Source organism: Paenibacillus taiwanensis DSM 18679 (genome assembly GCF_000425125.1).
GTDB classification, from domain to species: domain Bacteria; phylum Bacillota; class Bacilli; order Paenibacillales; family Paenibacillaceae; genus Paenibacillus_B; species Paenibacillus_B taiwanensis.
Window position 1 is genome coordinate 296,274 of sequence record NZ_AULE01000024.1, and the last position, 17,775, is coordinate 314,048.

Annotated in this window: 16 protein-coding genes; 11 read left to right on the top strand and 5 right to left on the bottom strand. The window is 45.2% G+C overall.

What is annotated here, in order from left to right:
* Positions 1 to 14 precede the first annotated feature (14 nt).
* From H509_RS26655 to H509_RS0106010, 10 genes are all read left to right on the top strand, one after another.
* Positions 15 to 1,538, top strand: a complete 1,524-nt coding sequence (locus tag H509_RS26655; protein ID WP_028544286.1) for a CCA tRNA nucleotidyltransferase — start codon at positions 15 to 17, stop codon at positions 1,536 to 1,538.
* Positions 1,535 to 2,521 (top strand): biotin--[acetyl-CoA-carboxylase] ligase, encoded by a 987-nt coding sequence (locus H509_RS0105970; protein ID WP_028544287.1) that lies wholly within the window; start codon positions 1,535 to 1,537, stop codon positions 2,519 to 2,521. The genes H509_RS26655 and H509_RS0105970 overlap by 4 nt, the downstream gene beginning before the upstream one ends.
* Positions 2,522 to 2,818: 297 nt before the next feature.
* Positions 2,819 to 3,679 (top strand): 3-methyl-2-oxobutanoate hydroxymethyltransferase, encoded by an 861-nt coding sequence (gene panB / locus H509_RS0105975; protein ID WP_028544288.1) that lies wholly within the window; start codon positions 2,819 to 2,821, stop codon positions 3,677 to 3,679.
* A 2-nt stretch (positions 3,680 to 3,681) separates the two neighbouring features.
* Positions 3,682 to 4,560 carry a pantoate--beta-alanine ligase gene (gene panC, locus H509_RS0105980; protein WP_028544289.1) on the top strand — a complete coding sequence of 293 codons (879 nt, stop codon included), beginning with the start codon at positions 3,682 to 3,684 and terminating at the stop codon, positions 4,558 to 4,560.
* 11 nt (positions 4,561 to 4,571) lie between these two features.
* Complete coding sequence (panD, locus tag H509_RS0105985; protein ID WP_028544290.1) at positions 4,572 to 4,955, top strand: aspartate 1-decarboxylase; 384 nt, start codon at positions 4,572 to 4,574, stop codon at positions 4,953 to 4,955.
* Between the two features lie 139 nt (positions 4,956 to 5,094).
* Positions 5,095 to 5,757, top strand: a complete 663-nt coding sequence (locus H509_RS0105990) for a tetratricopeptide repeat protein (RefSeq protein WP_028544291.1) — start codon at positions 5,095 to 5,097, stop codon at positions 5,755 to 5,757.
* 161 nt (positions 5,758 to 5,918) lie between these two features.
* Positions 5,919 to 8,789: an ATP-dependent DNA helicase DinG gene (dinG, locus tag H509_RS0105995; RefSeq protein WP_028544292.1), complete on the top strand. Its 2,871-nt coding sequence runs from the start codon at positions 5,919 to 5,921 to the stop codon at positions 8,787 to 8,789.
* A gap of 44 nt (positions 8,790 to 8,833) precedes the next feature.
* A complete protein-coding gene (locus H509_RS0106000; RefSeq protein ID WP_028544293.1) occupies positions 8,834 to 9,508 on the top strand; it encodes a redox-sensing transcriptional repressor Rex in 675 nt (224 codons plus the stop codon).
* Entirely contained in the window at positions 9,483 to 10,793 is a 1,311-nt protein-coding gene (locus H509_RS0106005) for an amidohydrolase (protein ID WP_028544294.1), read from the top strand. The genes H509_RS0106000 and H509_RS0106005 overlap by 26 nt, the downstream gene beginning before the upstream one ends.
* 15 nt (positions 10,794 to 10,808) lie before the next feature.
* On the top strand, positions 10,809 to 11,351 hold the full coding sequence (locus tag H509_RS0106010) for a hypothetical protein (protein WP_028544295.1): 543 nt from the start codon (positions 10,809 to 10,811) through the stop codon (positions 11,349 to 11,351).
* Positions 11,352 to 11,407: 56 nt separating this feature from the next.
* On the opposite strand, the gene H509_RS0106015 is transcribed toward H509_RS0106010, so the two are convergent.
* The 5 genes from H509_RS0106015 to H509_RS0106035 all read right to left on the bottom strand — a co-directional run bounded on the left by H509_RS0106015 (position 11,408) and on the right by H509_RS0106035 (position 16,450).
* Positions 11,408 to 12,763, bottom strand: coding sequence for a lytic polysaccharide monooxygenase (locus H509_RS0106015; protein ID WP_028544296.1), 1,356 nt, complete (start codon positions 12,761 to 12,763; stop codon positions 11,408 to 11,410).
* A 610-nt stretch (positions 12,764 to 13,373) separates the two neighbouring features.
* Complete coding sequence (locus H509_RS0106020; RefSeq protein ID WP_028544297.1) at positions 13,374 to 14,006, bottom strand: HXXEE domain-containing protein; 633 nt, start codon at positions 14,004 to 14,006, stop codon at positions 13,374 to 13,376.
* A 20-nt stretch (positions 14,007 to 14,026) separates the two neighbouring features.
* Positions 14,027 to 14,623, bottom strand: a complete 597-nt coding sequence (locus H509_RS0106025) for a TetR/AcrR family transcriptional regulator (RefSeq protein ID WP_028544298.1) — start codon at positions 14,621 to 14,623, stop codon at positions 14,027 to 14,029.
* A gap of 231 nt (positions 14,624 to 14,854) precedes the next feature.
* On the bottom strand, positions 14,855 to 15,283 hold the full coding sequence (locus H509_RS0106030) for a VOC family protein (protein ID WP_028544299.1): 429 nt from the start codon (positions 15,281 to 15,283) through the stop codon (positions 14,855 to 14,857).
* A 150-nt stretch (positions 15,284 to 15,433) separates the two neighbouring features.
* The gene (locus tag H509_RS0106035) at positions 15,434 to 16,450 is read right to left on the bottom strand and encodes a PocR ligand-binding domain-containing protein (RefSeq protein ID WP_028544300.1); all 1,017 of its coding nucleotides are present in this window, start codon (positions 16,448 to 16,450) and stop codon (positions 15,434 to 15,436) included.
* A gap of 196 nt (positions 16,451 to 16,646) precedes the next feature.
* Between H509_RS0106035 and H509_RS0106040 the strand changes: the two genes are divergently transcribed.
* A complete protein-coding gene (locus tag H509_RS0106040; protein WP_028544301.1) occupies positions 16,647 to 17,774 on the top strand; it encodes a glycerol dehydrogenase in 1,128 nt (375 codons plus the stop codon).
* Position 17,775 lies beyond the last annotated feature (1 nt).

Below are 17,775 nucleotides of genomic sequence, written 5' to 3' on the forward strand. Positions count from 1 at the left end.
AGGAGTTTATAAATATGAAGCTGCAATTGCAAGGTCCTTTATGGAAAGAAGCACAAGCTGTTATTTGCCGTCTTCATGAAAGTGGATACGTAGCATATATGGTAGGCGGCTGCGTAAGGGATACACTGCTTGGACGCCCGATTCATGATGTGGATATTGCGACCTCCGCCTTGCCAGATGAGGTGGCCGCGTTGTTTGATAAAGTTATTCCAACAGGTATTGCGCACGGTACGGTGACAGTATTGATGGGCGAACATACATACGAAGTTACAACTTTTCGCAAAGAATCCGCTTATGTAGATTATCGCAGGCCCGAACATGTGGAATACATTACAGATTTGACAGAAGATCTCGCACGACGCGACTTTACCATAAATGCGATGGCACTTGCAGCAGATGGTTCCATCGTTGATCCGTTTGGGGGACAACAAGATTTAATCAGTAGACGCATTTGCTGTGTAGGCTCTGCTCGTGAACGTTTTAATGAAGATGCACTGCGCATGCTGAGAGGAATTCGATTTGCGTCTGTTCTCCATATGCGTATGACTAAAAGTACATGGCGTGCCATGCGGGAAGCTCGCAGCAAGCTGAAGTTTGTTGCGATGGAGCGCGTACGTGATGAGTTATGGAAGCTGCTGGCTGGTCCATACCCAGCTCGCGGATGGGACATGGTGGTCCGTAGCGGTGTATTGGCTTATGTGAAAGAGCCTGTAGGCTGCTTTGCGAAAGAGCTACCCGATGATCGATTAGGCATCTCTAGGCGTAATGCTAATAGGTGTAATTATGCACGGACAATGATCAAGTCAGGGGCTTGCGATCATCACGATCAGGCTGCTTCTATAGCGCAGCCGTTCTCGGTATGGAATGCGCTTGGGCATGTTGCTACGCCCGAGCTGCGTATGGCTACGCTTGCGCTTGGGCACCGCGCAAGCATAGCCGAGGCGGCGCAGGTGCTAGCTGCGCTGCGCCTGTCTGGTGCGCAGCAGGACGCCATTCTGGGCGTCCTGCACGCGCACGAACTGCTCGCGCAGGCGGCTATGACGCCTGCTGCCTGCGCGAGCGTCATAGCCGCAGGGGACGACGCTGTCGCCCTGCGGCGGGCTGTCGCGCAAGCCGTGCTCGCTTATGGCGAGACGGCAGTGCGCGGAGCACTAGCTTGCGGCCGCGCATGGCTTGCGGCAAGCGACATTGCCACGGCGCTGCTTGTCGACAACAGTGCCGCGCCTTACAGTTATGAACATCCGCCGCTTCCTTTAGCGAGCGGCAATGGCACACATTCACCATCGACTTTATCTATCGATACGTACTGGAAGTTGCTGCTCAATGAAGGAGATAAATGGATTTACGAATTGGCTGTGCGCGAGCTTAAAGATTTAGCGATAAGCGGCAAAGACGTATTAAAATTAATTGCACGACCAGCAGGATCGTGGGTCAAAGCATGTTTGGAAAGTATTTGGCTTGATGTGGCATTAGGTAATGTAGAGAACAACGTTTACATGCTGCAACAACATTTAGAAAGAAAGTGGGGGGCATCGTGAACGATCGCATGTTAGCTTGGTTTCAAGCGCACCCAAATGAGTTTGTATCTGGTGAAGAAATAAGCCGGGAATTAAATATTTCACGAACAGCCGTGTGGAAGCATATTAATCGACTTCGTGCAAAAGGCTTTGAATTTGAAGCTGTGCCAAAGCTTGGCTACAGATTGTTGCAGCAACCAACTCGTCTCGATGAAATCTCGCTCCTGACCCAGTTAAAGACACGAACGCTAGGTCGGCAAATTCGTATCGTGGCCCGGACGGAATCGACGCAGAACGAAGCGCTGCAATGGGCGGAAAACGGTGCGCAGGAAGGTGCGCTTGTAATCGCCGAGGAGCAGACAGGAGGCAGAGGGCGACGGGGGCGTGTGTGGCATTCGCCCCCTGGTAAAGGGATATGGATGAGTATGGTGTTGACACCCCGTATCCCCTTGCATTTTACCCCTCATCTAACGCTGTTAACAGCTGTTGCATTGTGCAGAGCGATCAAACGGATCGTACCTGTACCGGTTGGCATCAAATGGCCGAATGATTTACTTATTCATGAGCGTAAAGTCTGTGGGATATTACTGGAATCGCAAGCAGAAGATGAGCGCTTAATTCGTGTTATTGCTGGTATCGGCATTAGTGTGAACTTGGACGAGCAAGACTATCCAGACCATTTGCGTTCAATTGCTACGTCGCTAAAGCGTGAATACGGTCATGAAATAGATCGCGCTACGCTGCTAGCTGAAATTTGTCTGGAATTGGAGCAATTGTACAAGCTGTATGAAGAGCAGGGTTTCGGGCCAATACGGACTTTATGGGAGGCACAAAGTGTCACGATTGGTCGTGAGGTATCGGTAGCAACACCTTATGGTGATGTAACGGGAACTGCACAAGGATTAGACGAATCGGGTGCATTAGTTTTGCTCGGACAGGATGGACAGTACCGGAAAGTATTTTCAGGCGACGTTCATTTTACTAGCGAAGGAACGGCATTCTAATTTGCATAAGAAATGGAAGCTATGGGTACACTCGAGGATTTACTTCGTTTACAGATTTGATTATACTACCTATGTAGGCGATATCCGTTTGGAATCGCACTCGCAAAGCAAAGGAACTGTGCTGACAAGTACATATCCTTGTTGTGCTGCATATTTCTGCTCTGAGCCGAAGGGACCGAGACAGAGAGACGTCGCATGCGACCTCTTTTTTGCTTTGGGACCTTTTTAGTGGAAACGCTAAAAGGTTTTTTTGTTTTGCGCAAACTAAAAAGAGAATCGATAAGGAGATGAGTTAGAATGAAAGCGAAACAGCCCCTTAGTATCGTTAAAATGAAACAAATGAAGGTGAATAAAGAGCCGATCACAATGATGACGGCATATGATTATCCTTCTGCGGCCCTTGTAGAAGAAGCCGATATGGATATTATTTTAGTTGGCGACTCTTTAGGAAACGTCGTCCTTGGGTACGACTCGACATTGCCTGTAACGATTGATGATATGGTCTATCATACAAGAGCAGTTCGCAGAGGAGCACCTCATACCTTTATTGTGGCAGATATGCCTTTTATGACCTATCACAGCTCTGTAAGTGAGACGATGAAGGACGTACGGCGCTTAATGCAGGAAGGTCATGCAAATGCGGTTAAAATGGAAGGTGGTTCCGAGATTGCATTAATGGTTGACGCTTGCGTGAAAGCGGGTGTGCCCGTGCTTGGTCATATTGGGCTGACACCGCAATCGGTACATCAGCTTGGCGGATATCGTGTTCAGGGCAAGACACCAGAAGATGCGGCCCGTCTCTTGGATGACGCCTTGACGTTAGAAAGAGCAGGTGCCTTTGCAATCGTATTAGAGCTTGTGACAGATCAAGTTGCGGCCTACATTAGTGAACGATTATCGATACCAACTATCGGTATTGGAGCAGGAGCATCCTGTGATGGACAAGTGCTCGTATTCCACGATGTGTTAAAATATACACCGGCTTATCGGGAGAAACGATTTGTTAAGACGTATGCAGATATCGGCTCTACTATTCGGGAGAGCATGCAGAACTACGTAAAGGACGTGAAGCAGCGTTCTTTCCCAGCGCAATCTCACGCTTTTCATGCGGATGATGTGGTGCTTGACAGCTTGTATGGACATGGAAAGGTGGAGTAACGTTGTTAGTAGTGCGAACGATTGCGGAGCTGAGAACCGCGATTCAAGAAAATAAAAGCAAACAGGAGAAAAGTACAGTCGGATTTGTCCCGACAATGGGATATTTACATGAAGGTCATGCAAGTTTGATGAGACGTGCTGCGGCTGAGAATGAGGTGTCAGTGCTCAGTATTTTTGTTAATCCGATTCAATTTGGACCAAATGAAGACCTTGACCGTTACCCGCGGGATGAGCAGCGTGACTTGGCACTAGCTGAAAATTGCGGTATCGATATTGTGTTTTTGCCTTCTGTAGAGATGATGTATCCTCAGGAAACCAAAACGAAAGTTGTAGTCGCACAGATGACCGCTTCACTGTGTGGGGCTTCCCGACCAGGCCACTTTGATGGGGTGACAACGGTCGTTTCGAAGCTGTTTCATATGGTGCAGCCTGACCGAGCATACTTCGGCATGAAGGATGCCCAGCAAGTTGCTGTGTTACAGCAGATGGTGTATGACCTGAATATGTCGGTTGAACTGGTGCCATGTCCAATCGTAAGGGAAGAAGACGGACTTGCACTTAGCTCGCGTAATGTTTACTTGTCCGAGGATGAGCGAGCACAAGCGCTTGTGCTGTCGCAATCGTTGCAGCTTGTTCAGGAGTGGCTTGCAGTTGAACCGGTATTAACAACTGCTGCATTGGCAGATCGTATTCGCACGTATATTAACGGTTCGCCACTAGCTGAGATTGAATATGTGGAAGTGGTCGCTTTCCCTTCCTTACAGCCGTTGGCTGCTTCGTTCCCGATGAGTGAACGGAACACAGACGTATTAATTGCACTGGCGGTTCGATTCGGGACTACCCGTTTAATTGATAATCGATTACTTCAAGCTGTACAATAGGGGTGAGACATATGATCCGTGAAATGATGAAATCGAAAATACACCGTGCAACGGTGACAGAGGCTAACTTAAATTACGTAGGCAGCATTACAATTGATGAGCAGTTGATGGAATTGGCGGATATTTTACCGAATGAAAAAGTTCAGATCGTCAATAATAACAATGGTGCTCGTCTGGAAACGTATGTAATTACAGGTAAACGTCATTCTGGCGTAATCTGTCTGAATGGCGCGGCTGCCCGACTCGTTCAACCTGGTGATAATGTCATTATTATTTCTTATGCGGGGATGAATGATGAGGAGGCACGTCAATATCAGCCTAAAGTTGTATTTGTTGATGATCGTAACCAGCCTGTGGAGCTTGCTCATGTTGAAGTACACGCGACTATCCGTTAGTATTCAGGTTCTTAACGAGCAAGTACCGGTAAAGCTGTTGGATCGTTGGGGCATCGCATGAAACATCCGTGATTAACACACAATGAACATGAGCCGTACAATCATGCACAGCATCACATTGTAAAGGTGGGATGAAGTTGTGTTGCAGCACATGTTCGCGACGATGAATGAACTGCTGGATGAGATTATTCAGCAGTACCCCTCAGCAGAAGGAGCAACAAAGCAGGAACTGGAACATCAGATGTCTTTGCTGCGTTCCATGAGTGACCACATAGTCGAGGAATGGCTCCGTTTTGAAGAAAAGCTGGCTCTTGTTCGAACTGAGCGGAGCACAAGTAATCACGTACCAGCCGCAGTGTCGAATCAGAATCCATCAGGCGCGGAGTATGAGCTGCCGGATTACAATGATCCACTACAGTATGGGCAAGGTTACTTTACGCTTCGAATGTATGAACAAGCTTCCCGACATCTGGAACAAGCGATTTCCCGACATCCGGACAAATTGTTAGCACGTGTATATTTGGGCATTTCGTATTTGCATCTCGGTCGCAATCAAGAGGCTTGCCGTCATTTTCATTTTATAATTCCCTTGACGGAAGATGCAAAGCTTAAAGCGCTGGCATATAATGCTCTTGGCTGTATACAAGCGCTCCATCGTAATACTGAAAAGGCACAACATTATTTTCAGAAGGCGCATTTTGCTGATCCGTCAATTCCGGAGCCAATTGCCAATTTGAAGGTATGCATTCATAACGACGGCGTACTTCAATTTGGAGAGAAGCGGATGGCGTACATGTCGTAACGATAAAATGACGCGTATAGCTGTACTCAAACGTTCGCTCAGAACAGCATCATACACAGGGAGAGGGGAACATCTTTTCGTAGATGTTGCCCTCTCCTCATTTTCAAACGACGGAACATCTGTTATTCTTAAAACAGAAATGGTGAGAGGAATTGTTAGGGATGAGATTTGCCGTATTGGATTTTGAGACGACGGGTAATCAACCGGGAGATGAAATTATCCAAATTGGACTCGTTATTCTCGGAGCTAATTTGCAGGTAGAACAGGAATACCATACTCTTGTGAAACCTACAATCCCGATACCCGCATTTATTACACAATTAACGGGCATTAGCGAAGAGATGGTGCAAGATGCACCTGATCTGGATGAAGCGATGACGGGAATGGTACCGTTGTTAAATGATGTTGTGCTTGTTGGACATCATGTTGCTTTTGACTATCAATATTTAAGACAAGCGCTAGAACATACAGGTTACTTGCCTTTTACGGGTAGAATCCTCGATACGATAGAATTGCTGCGCATTTTATTTCCTTCCTTGACTTCATATCAGTTAGGATCGGTTGCTCAAGCATTTAATATTACACATGAACGTCCTCATCAAGCAGACAGCGATGCGCTTGCAACAGCGGATATTTTTGTTCGTTGTTTACAGGCTATAGATGATTTGCCTCTGCTAACGCTTCAGCGGATTGTGGACTTGTTTGGCTCCGACGAGAAAGATCTTGGCTGGCTCTTATATACGAAGTTAGTTGAACGTGAGCAAGATGCGGCTCGGCTCAGCGACGAAGGGGACGTATCGGCTTATCGCCAGCTTGCATTTAAGCTGGGGGAGTGGACACATGTGCTTCCACCACGTGAAGGTATGGATCAGCCTGCTTTGGAAGGAAGCTCATTTACACAGTTTCTGGACGAAGTGAAGTCTAATTTGAAACAAAAATTAAGTCATTACGAGCCACGCGAGGCTCAAGAACAGATGTTCCAAGAGGTAATGGACAGTCTGGATCATGATCGACATCTGTTAATTGAAGCCGGAACCGGGACAGGTAAGTCGCTCGGCTACTTGCTGCCTTCCATTTATTATAGTGTGAAGTACGATAAGAAAGTGATTGTTAGCACACACACGATCAATTTGCAGGAGCAATTAAGACAGCGCGATTTACCGCTTCTGGAGCAGATATTGCCTGTTCCATTTAAAGCGACGATTCTTAAAGGGCGCAGCCACTATTTGTGTTTGAGAAAATTTGAACATAAAATAAACTATAAAGAGTTTGTGCACGTCAAGGACGATATTTTGACAGCGGCACAGATGATCGTCTGGTTAAGCCAGACGGAGCATGGCGATGATGAGGAGCTGCATCTGATCCAGAAGGGGCCGGAATTCTGGGATACTGTGGCGAGTGATAGTGATTCATGCCTGAACCGGGCTTGTCCTTGGTTCAGAAGGTGTTTCTATCATCGGGCTAAAAATGATGCGAACATGTCGGACATTATTATTACGAATCACTCGTTATTGTTCACGGACGTGATCGCAGAACATAGACTCTTGCCTGCCTATGAACACCTGGTCATTGATGAAGCACATCATTTTGAAGAGACGGCAGGGAAGCACTTGGGTCTGCACTTGCAATACTTTTCACTAATTCATCCATTAATTCGTTTGTTCAAAGACAGCAAGAATGGGGCGCTCATTCTTTTACAGATGCGTTTGCGTCTTTCTGGCAACGAGAAAGCGATGGTTTGGGCTGACGGGATTGAGAAGCTGCTCACACAGCTTGCTGATGTACGAGAAGTGTGGGATCGGATGAATGATGCCTTGTTCCAACTGATGCCTCCTCCTGAAGCGGGCCAGGCAGAGGCAGGACAATCCGTGCTGAGACTGCAATCACAATCACGTCCGGAGTCGTGGAGCAGCGTCATTGAGCTGGAGGAAGATGTGCATGTACGATTAAGTGACATCGTACGAACGGGCGAGAAGCTGGTCAACGAATGGAAAGATGTAGATGATGAAGAACTGCAAGCCGTTGTTGTTGACGTTACGGGGCTGTTTAAAGATTTAGCTGAAGTGAGAGATGAATTTAGACAGTTTATGAAGGGCACGGAGCCTGATACCGTCTATTGGATGGAAGGCAACATGCAGTACCGTCATAAATCGATGCAGATGTATGGCGTGCCAGTTGATGTAAGTGAAGCGTTAAACCGTTATTTCTTTGAACCGAAGAAAAGTATTATTTTGACATCGGCAACATTATCTGTTGATAAATCATTCCAGTTCGTGGAAGAACAAATTGGTTTGAAGGAAGCTGCACGAGATGGCAGGCTGCATAGCGTAATTTTACCTTCTCCATTTAATTATCGCGAGCAAGCGCTAGTCGTAATTCCACGTGATTTCCCGACTGTTAAAGGTTCAGGAGACCCGTTATTTAACAGTAAGCTGGCTCAATCGATTGGCGATATTGCTAAAGTCACTCGTGGACGCATGCTCGTACTGTTTACATCTTACCGTATGCTCAAGGATGTGTATGAACAGCTCAAAGATTCGCTAGCTCCACACGGCATTCAAGTGTTAGGACAAGGGATGGATAGTGGCAACCGGAGTAAGCTGACCAGAAGATTTCAAGAACAGACGTCTTCAGTGCTGCTGGGTACAAGCAGCTTCTGGGAAGGTGTAGATATTCCAGGTGATGCACTAACTTGCCTTGCTATTGTTCGTTTGCCTTTCCAGCCGCCGAATCATCCGCTTGTAGAAGCGAAATCAGATCGCCTGAAAAGACAAAAGCAAAACCCGTTTCGCAAGTTGTCCATACCACAAGCCGTCATTCGATTTAAGCAGGGATTCGGGCGCTTGGTACGTACGACGAAGGACAAAGGAATCGTTATCATTTATGATACGCGTGTTATTGAGACGAGTTATGGCAAGCACTTCTTATACTCGCTGCCAGGTCCGAAGATGGAACATATGGCGACCGACCAACTAGTGCCTCGGATTGAGACATGGTTAGTAGATAATGAAACGATAAACAATAACAGCTAAGAACTCTACAACTGGATTTCAACTATTGAGAGGGGGCTCTATCGATGAAGACGTTAAAAATATCAGAAGCAGTCGTTCGTCGACTACCGATTTACCTGCGTCACCTGTTGGAATTAAAGCAACGTGAGGTGCTAACGGTATCCTCGCAGGATCTTGGGCAGAAGCTGGATTTAAATCCAGCCCAGATTCGTAAAGATTTAGCTTATTTTGGTGATTTCGGACGAAAAGGGATCGGTTATGATGTGTCTTACCTGATTGAGCAAATTAAACATATTTTAAAGCTGGATCAGAAAGTGCACGTAGGTTTGGTTGGTGCTGGTAAGCTCGGTCATGCCTTATGTAATTACACCGTATATTTAAATGATAATATGAAAATTGTAGCCGTATTTGATGCGCAGCCGTCTAAAATAAATACGACGATTAACAATTTACGTGTTCAACCAATGGAAGAGTTACAATCTACTGTGATCAACAATCGCATTCGCATCGGGATTATTACGGTACCCGCATTGGAAGCACAGCAAGTTGCAGATCAGTTCGTTGAAGCAGGTGTGGAGGCGATTTTGAACTTTGCACCTGTCATTTTAAAAGTTCCAGCGCATATCCGTGTGCATACGGCAGACTTCACGACGGACCTGTTTAGTCTAGCGTATTATTTACAAGATGATGAAGAAGGAAAGGACCTAGTGACACATGACGACAACATTAATCGTACGTAACGGTTTATTTGCACAATTGCAGCCTGATGCGACTAGTTCAACCCTCAAAGGCTACATGGTAGTTGAAGATGGTCGAATCAAGCATATTGGCGCAGATTTGCCTGAACAATATCATCAAGCTGATGCACAGATTTTGGATGGTAACGGGCTATTTTTTATGCCTGGTCTTGTTAATACACATGGGCATGCTGCTATGACGCTGCTTCGTGGTTATGGAGACGATATGGTACTCCAAAGATGGCTGGAAGAGAAAATGTGGCCAATGGAAGGCAAGTTTACGGATCAGGATGTATACTGGGGGACTTCCTTGGCAGTGCTTGAAATGTTAAAGGGTGGTACGACTACTTTTGTAGATATGTACGATCATATGAATGAAGTAGCAAAGGTAAGTGAGCAGGCCGGAATTCGTGCAGCACTAATGCGTGGAGCTATCGGCTTGTGCAGTGACGAAGTACAGCAGATGAAGTTGAAGGAAGCGGTCCTATTTGCGCAAGATTGGAATGGTCAGGCAGAAGGTCGTATTACGACAATGCTAGCTCCGCATGCTCCTTATACGTGTCCGCCAGCCTTCATTGAGAAGTTTGTGCAGGCCGCACATGATATGGATCTGATGCTGCATACTCATATGTCCGAAACTCGTGCAGAGGTAGAGCAAAACGTTAAAGATTACGGTCTGCGCCCTGTAGCTCACCTTGAGAAGTTGGGCTTCTTTAGCCGCCCATCCTTTGTAGCTCATGGTGTTCATTTAACAGATGAAGAAATTGAAGTGCTTGCACGTCATCGTGTTGGTGTATCTCATAACCCTGCTAGCAACTTGAAGCTGGCGAGCGGCATTGCAAGAGTAGTAGATCTTCAACGTGCCGGTGTTAATGTTTCACTTGGTACAGACGGTGCGGCAAGCAACAACAACCTGGATATGTTTCAGGAAATGCGGTTAGCCGCTATGATCCATAAAGGAGTGTCAGGTGATCCAACAGCGGTTCCTGCTGCTGAGGCGATGCGGATGGCTACTATTAACGGGGCGCGTATGATTGGCCTGCACGATGTCGGACTCCTGGAAGTGGGCATGAAGGCCGATTTTGTGGCAGTGAACATAGATCAGCCGCATTTACTGCCACATACCGATCTCGTATCACACATGGTGTATTCCGCATCAGGGCAAGACGTTAAGCATGTATGGGTAGACGGCAAACAAGTGGTCAAGGATGGCAATTGCACAACGCTTGATGAAGAACAAATTCGTTATGAAGCTTCGCAATGCTTTGAAGGCTTGCTTAGCCGATAGACGTAGGAGGCGAAGATGGCCAGAACTCGAGCGAGGCGGCACAGCCGGATGAGGTTGTGGATATTAGCCGTATCTTTTGTCATAGTGTTGGTAGGATTTTTAACTGTTCGATATTTGATGTCGGTAACCGATATTGAGCATACGAAAGAAGCAGAGATCATTCAGCGTGCCCATAAAGCCATTGCACTGAAAGAAATTATCCATATAGACAAGTCCATATGGGATAACGTTTATTATATCGTAACAGGAAAAGACCAAACCGATGCTATACAGATGGTATGGGTAGGTGCTAAGGATACAGACCCTGTAACGGTGATGAAGGCAGCAGATGGTGTCTCGAAGGCGCAAATTACGGAAATGCTTCAGACGGAATATGCAGGCATTCATCTTGAACGTGTTATTCCTGGCGTGAAAGCTAACGATAAGGGCGAACAAACATTTGTATGGCAGGCTCAGGTACGACGTCCGGATGAAAATGGTATTAGCCGATATTTTTATCATTTTTTTGATTTCAAGACGGGTGCAAAGCTGGATATATATGCAATGCCTAATCAATAATACGCTAGGGGCTATGCCCCTAGCGTATTATTGTGGATGGGGTCAAAATAATGAATTTATTTCAGCTGCCACAAAGCAGGTACATTGCTTGGTTCCCAACCAAGTAATGAAGTGTGCGGCTGACGGCACTCATATACGTTACCATTGTAGCTAACTTTTGTGCCGACGGTATATGTCGTATTAGGTGCCCACGCAGGAACAGTAGGTGTAGCGGCAGTTGTAGCGCTAATGGCATTGCTGTCTGCGGATACGTTATTAGCTGCGTCAAATGCACGCACCGTAAACGTGTAAGTCGTGTTGGCGCTTAAACCTGTCACGACGTAACTAGTCGTTGTTGCGCCGGATACAGTCCCCACTAAGGTGGTTCCTTGATATACACGGTAACCTGCTACGCCAACATTGTCAGTAGATGCACTCCACATTAACGATACACTAGTAGACGTTGGTGTGCCCATCACGTGTAAGCCGGTTGGCACAGTTGGTGCTTGCGTATCTACTGGAACGGGTGGCGTAGTGACAGTAATGGCATTGCTTGCAGCCGATATGTTGCCAGCCGCATCAAAGGCTTTGACAGAGAACGTATAAGCGGTGTTGGAAATAAGTCCGGTTACGGTGTAGTTTAATGTCGATCCAGTCACAGCAGCAACAAGGGTACTGCCGTTATAGATGTAGTATCCTGTTACGCCTACATTATCGGTAGACGCGTTCCAAGCCAATGATACTGAAGTTGATGTGATGGCAGTAGAGTTAAGAGCAGAGGGAGCAGTTGGTGCTTGGGGATCAGTAGGGTTGCTGCCGCCAAAGTTCACATCAATGACATTATAAAACGCATTTCCTGTATCCGCGATTTCCCACACAGCTAAGATGACATGATAGCCAGAACGATCTGTAGGCACGTTGCACGTATCGGAATACGTAAATGGAGGTCGTGCGCCGCCATAATTAACAGAGCAGAACGGGGTAAGGTCAAAGGAAGCGCGCGTAAGTGCTGAATTAGGGTTCCAATTAGGCTTTGTAATATAGTATTTCCAACTCGTTGTGGCATGAGCAGCTGTCAGCTTCCAATTAAAAGTAGTCTGGCCACCGCTAATGTTCACTTTCGTCCAACGTGTAGCAGATTGCTCATCTAGCTTAGGGAATGCACCGTTAGCGCTTGCAATCTTCCCGTCCGCAGGGCCTGCGTTAGGGAAGCCTTTAGGGGCTTCCAAGCTTTGTGGTTCATAAATGATAGCGCCGCAATCTGTGTTCTGACCTAATTTACATAAAGCGGCACGACTGGCTGGCCCCTCTATATATCCGTGCCCAAATGCTTTATCTGAAAAAAGTACCATACATATAGCAGCAATAAACATCACGCCACACGCCATCAATAGCTTGGTCATCACTTGGTTCGACAATCGAAGTTGATTCATATCATTAACCTCCTCAGATTTGGGAAAATGACAATCTATAAAATTCGATAATGAGCTTCAGAAAATGGACGTTATAACCTCCTTTCCATACATGTGTTATTAAAGCGATAACATTATGATCTTCAAGCGGCAAGGAACACTCCTTTCTAGGACTAGATTTATATAAACTCATATGAGCTCATATACGAGGTGAGATCGAAAACATTAGGTGTGTTGTCGATAAATCAGCTGGGAAATGACTAGTTGATAACAGATAACTGGAGTGGTGTTCATAACGGATGAAGTTGGAAGAGGGAAGATGACTTGTCCTTATCATATCTCAAATTGTGAACGTTGTGTGAACTAAAGATTTTAACAAAATTTAATACATCATCATTTTTATTAATTGATAACGTATAAACTTTGCGGCTCTAAATAATGAACAGCCTTCATTGGACTGCAATAATACGTATACGCAAAGCGGATTACGGATTAGAACTAAATTGTTCATAAATTTAATGGGAATTCGGTCTTCAAAATAAAACCTTGCATGTCAAAGGAGCATCGCTCTATCGACGGTGGCAATGTCCCTTCGACATGAAATATACTGGCAAGGTTACTTTCCTGAAACTTATATGGTTTTAGACTTGTACGGGCCTAACTGCTTATCAGAAAAGCTGTGCTGTGAGTTTTTATCTTTTAACCACATGTTACCTTTAATAATCAAAATATAGACTGCTACAAAAAAGTATATGGTGCCGAGAATCCAATCCAGCGTATTTACTAGCTGATAGGTCACGATATGATAGATATACCATCCACCAATGGGTAAATGAAGTGTAACAACTGCAAATAAGCCTGGATTATAGATGGTTTTGGTTTTCATATTGGCGAAGATGCCATGCCATATAAATTGGAAAAATCCCATGAAGATAGGAGCAAGTGCAAGCCAAATGACGTTAGGAAAAAAGACGGGCAGAAGATAGAATACGTAAGCAATAATCAAATTAATGATCATGGCAGATTGGGTATTAAGCGGATATCGATCTGGACGGTCACTCTTAAAAATAACGACATTAAATAGCCCTGCAAAGTAACCTGGCCAACGATACTCTTCATATTGATGCACAAGAATAGCTACAAAGCTGAGCCACAACAAAATGCTTAATTCAGACATGCTATTGCCGTATACACCCAAGCTCACACATACGATAACGCCGATAAGCATACCTAGATCAGACCAGTATTTTCGCAAGAAGTTCATCGTAACTCTCTCCTCTACGCCTAGTGATTGTGGTTGTTAAAATAGCGTTCAAACAACAAATCAATCTGCTGCTCAGTTGCCCCCATCTTCACGCCAGCTCCGCCTTCCAGAATAGGCCGCATGAGTGCGGGCAAAAAAATGGCACCAAACACTTGCATCAGCATCGTCATGAGTTGGTCAGGCTGTCGTTCATCCGTCATTTCAGACAACACATGCTGTACTTTGTCAAAGCCGGTAGCCTGTAGAAACTCGCCATATTCCACCTGTGAGGTAAACATTCTGGTGCCCATAGCAATTGTGCGAGCTACAAGTTCCGGATACTGTTGAATAACTTGTACATAATGGAGCAGAAACGACTTGAGTCGTTGCGAAGGTGCCATAGACAAATCGTCCAGTAATTCAAACGACTCTTGAAATCCCGATAACAAATGCTTGATTACTTCATTAATAAGCTTATCCTTCGAGCCAAAGTAATAATTAACGAGTGAAATGTTTGTATCAGACCTTGCCGCGATTTTGCGGATTGTGATGCTTTCGAAGCCGTCCTCCTTGATCATGTCGAGAGCGGTCGCCAATATTTTGGCTTTTGTATCGTTGCTAGGATCGGATTGGACCATAAAAAGCCTCCTTTATGTAATTTAAACAATGTTTAAAACGTTGTTTAAGATGAGTTTAGCACTTCTCTTTTAACTATGCAATAGGAGATTTGTTAAGCCATACATCGGATACCTGTTGCCGTATGATTCGTATGATCCCTCGTCGCTTTCGCTGCAAACAGCGCCAACATAAAAAGGATATAGATGACCTCTTGTGAGATCGTCCATATCCTTGTCGTTCATTTATTTGGGTTACCCGCAATCTTCTTCGCTCATACAGTTTACTTGCCATTCGATGCCATATTTGTCGACTACACTGCCGTAACATTTACTCCAAAACGTTTCTTGCAGTTCCATTCTTACAGAACCGCCTTCCTTTAACTTGTTAAAATAAGCTCTTAGCTTTTCTTCTTCTTGCGAGACAAGTGCAAGACTTATATTGTTTCCTTCAACAAAGGGCATATCCGGAAAAACGTCGGAGAACATGACATTGCTTCCGCTGATGGAGAGTCTTGTATGCATGATAAGATGCTTAGCTGCTTCCGGGAGCGGGTATTCTGGGTTCTGAGGTGCCTCACCGAAGGTCATAAATTGAGGTTGCTCCGTCTCAAACACATCTGCATAAAATGTGACGGCCTCCCGACAGTTTCCATTAAAATTAATATACACATCTACTGACATCTACATCGCTCCTTTGTTTGTTTCCTTCATTCTGGTAATGACAGCATGTCCACATGATAGTATGTCATCATGCCTGGTTAATTATACTATAAATGTGGACGAGTAAGTGAGCGATTTGATCTTAAAATATTTAAATTTCACATATTATCGCTAACGTTTATAAACTTGGCGATACCGAGAAGGGGTTATACGCTCAAACTTTTTAAACGTTTTAATAAAGTAGCTAGGTTCGCTGAACCCCAATTCATTGCTAATTTGCGATATGGGCAAATCTGTAGTCTCTAGTATATGTTTGGCCCACTCCATCTTTAATCTTGGCACAAACACCGAAAAATTTTCTCCAGTCTCCTTCGTAAACATGCGACTAAAATAGCTGGCGCTGACATGGCAAAGTGCGGCCATATCCGTCAGCTTTACGTTTTCATTTTTGTGCGTGTACATATAATCAAACGCCGGTTGCAGCATCACATTGCTGGATTTTTTTTGTTGCAGCGACAATTTCGCAATCTGACTGTCAATTAAAGTATGCTCCAGTTCATTTTTGATCGTAACGATGCTGCGATACGAATGTCCAGCTAATGAATCGGCTAAAGGCGTGTCGTTGAGTAACGTTTGCCGGTACATTTCAATGGTTGAATTTTTTAGAACGGCTTCTTCGACAATGTAATTGCAAAGATGGTACAGCATTTCCGATATCGTGCTCACTTCGTCATAGCTCAGTAAGGGGAGTGAACTGTAATCTTGTTCGAGACTGCGAAATTTGTGATGGGAATCGGCATTTGTGGGTCGGTTCACGATTTGTTCTAACTCCATCGGGTTGTCCCGCAGCTTTACTTGGCCTGCCATAATGGCACCCATATATTGATTGTTGATTATAATCGGGATCGCTATATCAACGATGTTAAAATGACAGAGATAAATATAGGGCTTATTGAGTCGCACCGCCTCCAAGCCGCCACGAGCATCACATTTTTGGCAGTATGGTGATAATGCTTCATCTTTGCGGACGGCCTGACAGAAGCTTTGGCAGTGGCTGTGCGCGGTAACAGGCACGCCTTTATAGTCGGTTGTAATGATGGCCATTTTGGTAACTAAGGATAGCGAATCTTGCAGTTTTTGCCACTTTTCCATATCTATAATATGATCCAGATGAAAATGAGAACTCATAGTCGTTTGCTCCTTTAGCGCGAGTCGTGTCATTATAACATAATAATCGGATTAGAGGACAAGATAGTACCATTTTGTCAAATAAGGATAAAATAATACGATGGAATAACGCTTTATTTTGCAGGAATAGTCCCATGCTATCCCCTTACATCGTCCCTATAATGGAGATACAAGAACACAGAGGAGGATGACGCACATGAGAAAAGCGTTTATAAGTCCAGCCAAATATGTACAAGGTGAAAATGAGCTATTAAACTTAGGGTACTTCATCAAAACGTTTGGTCATTCAGCCTTACTAATTGCACATGCTGATGATGTACAACGTGTAAAGCAGCAGCTTGAACATACAAAGAATACTTATCATGTTACTATTGTTGAGAGCGGTTTCAATGGGGAGTGCTCACGTCAGGAAGTTAAGCGTTTGCAGCAGCTTGCAAAGGAGCATAACTGCGCTTGTACGATAGGTCTAGGCGGAGGTAAAGCGATTGATACAGCAAAATGTGTCGCCGCTGGCGAGGCGTTAATTATCGTACCTACAATTGCAGCGACGGATGCACCGACAAGTCACTCGGCAGTTTTGTATTCTCCAGAAGGTGAATTTGACGATTATGCTTATTTCAAACAAAGCCCAAGTGTCGTTATGATTGATACGACTGTAATCGCCAATGCGCCAACACGCTTTCTCGTAGCTGGTATGGGTGATGCGTTGTCCACATACTTTGAGGCTCGAGCAACGGCTCATTCTTACTCAAACGTAAATGCAGGACTGCCGTGTGGTTCGAGCACTGGAGTAGGTCCTGCGAAGGGAACGAAGGCAGCTTTTGCCCTTGCCAAGCTGTGTTATGAGACACTGTTGGAAGATGGTGCTAAAGCGAAAATTGCCTGTGATGCCAACTTAGTAACACCTGCGCTTGAAAATATTATCGAGACGAATATTTTGTTGTCCGGTTTAGGGTTTGAGAGTGGTGGCCTGGCGGCTGCGCATGCTATTCACAACGGGTTAACTTCGCTTGAAGGTACCCACTCGTATTATCATGGAGAAAAAGTCGCATTTACGACATTGGTACAACTGGTACTTGAAAATGCGACATCAGCGGAAATAAATCAAGTGCTGCAATTTTGTCTTAGTGTTGGCTTGCCGATCTGCCTTGCAGATATCGGCGTGACAAGTGTAACAGACGACGAGCTGCGTGAAGTAGCCCGCAAAGCTTGCATACCGGAAGAATCGATTCATTCTATGCCGTTCCCGGTTAATGAAGATCAAGTAGTGGCAGCAATTCGGGTCGCAGATCAGCTAGGGCAGCAATTTAAACTAAAAGGGTGAG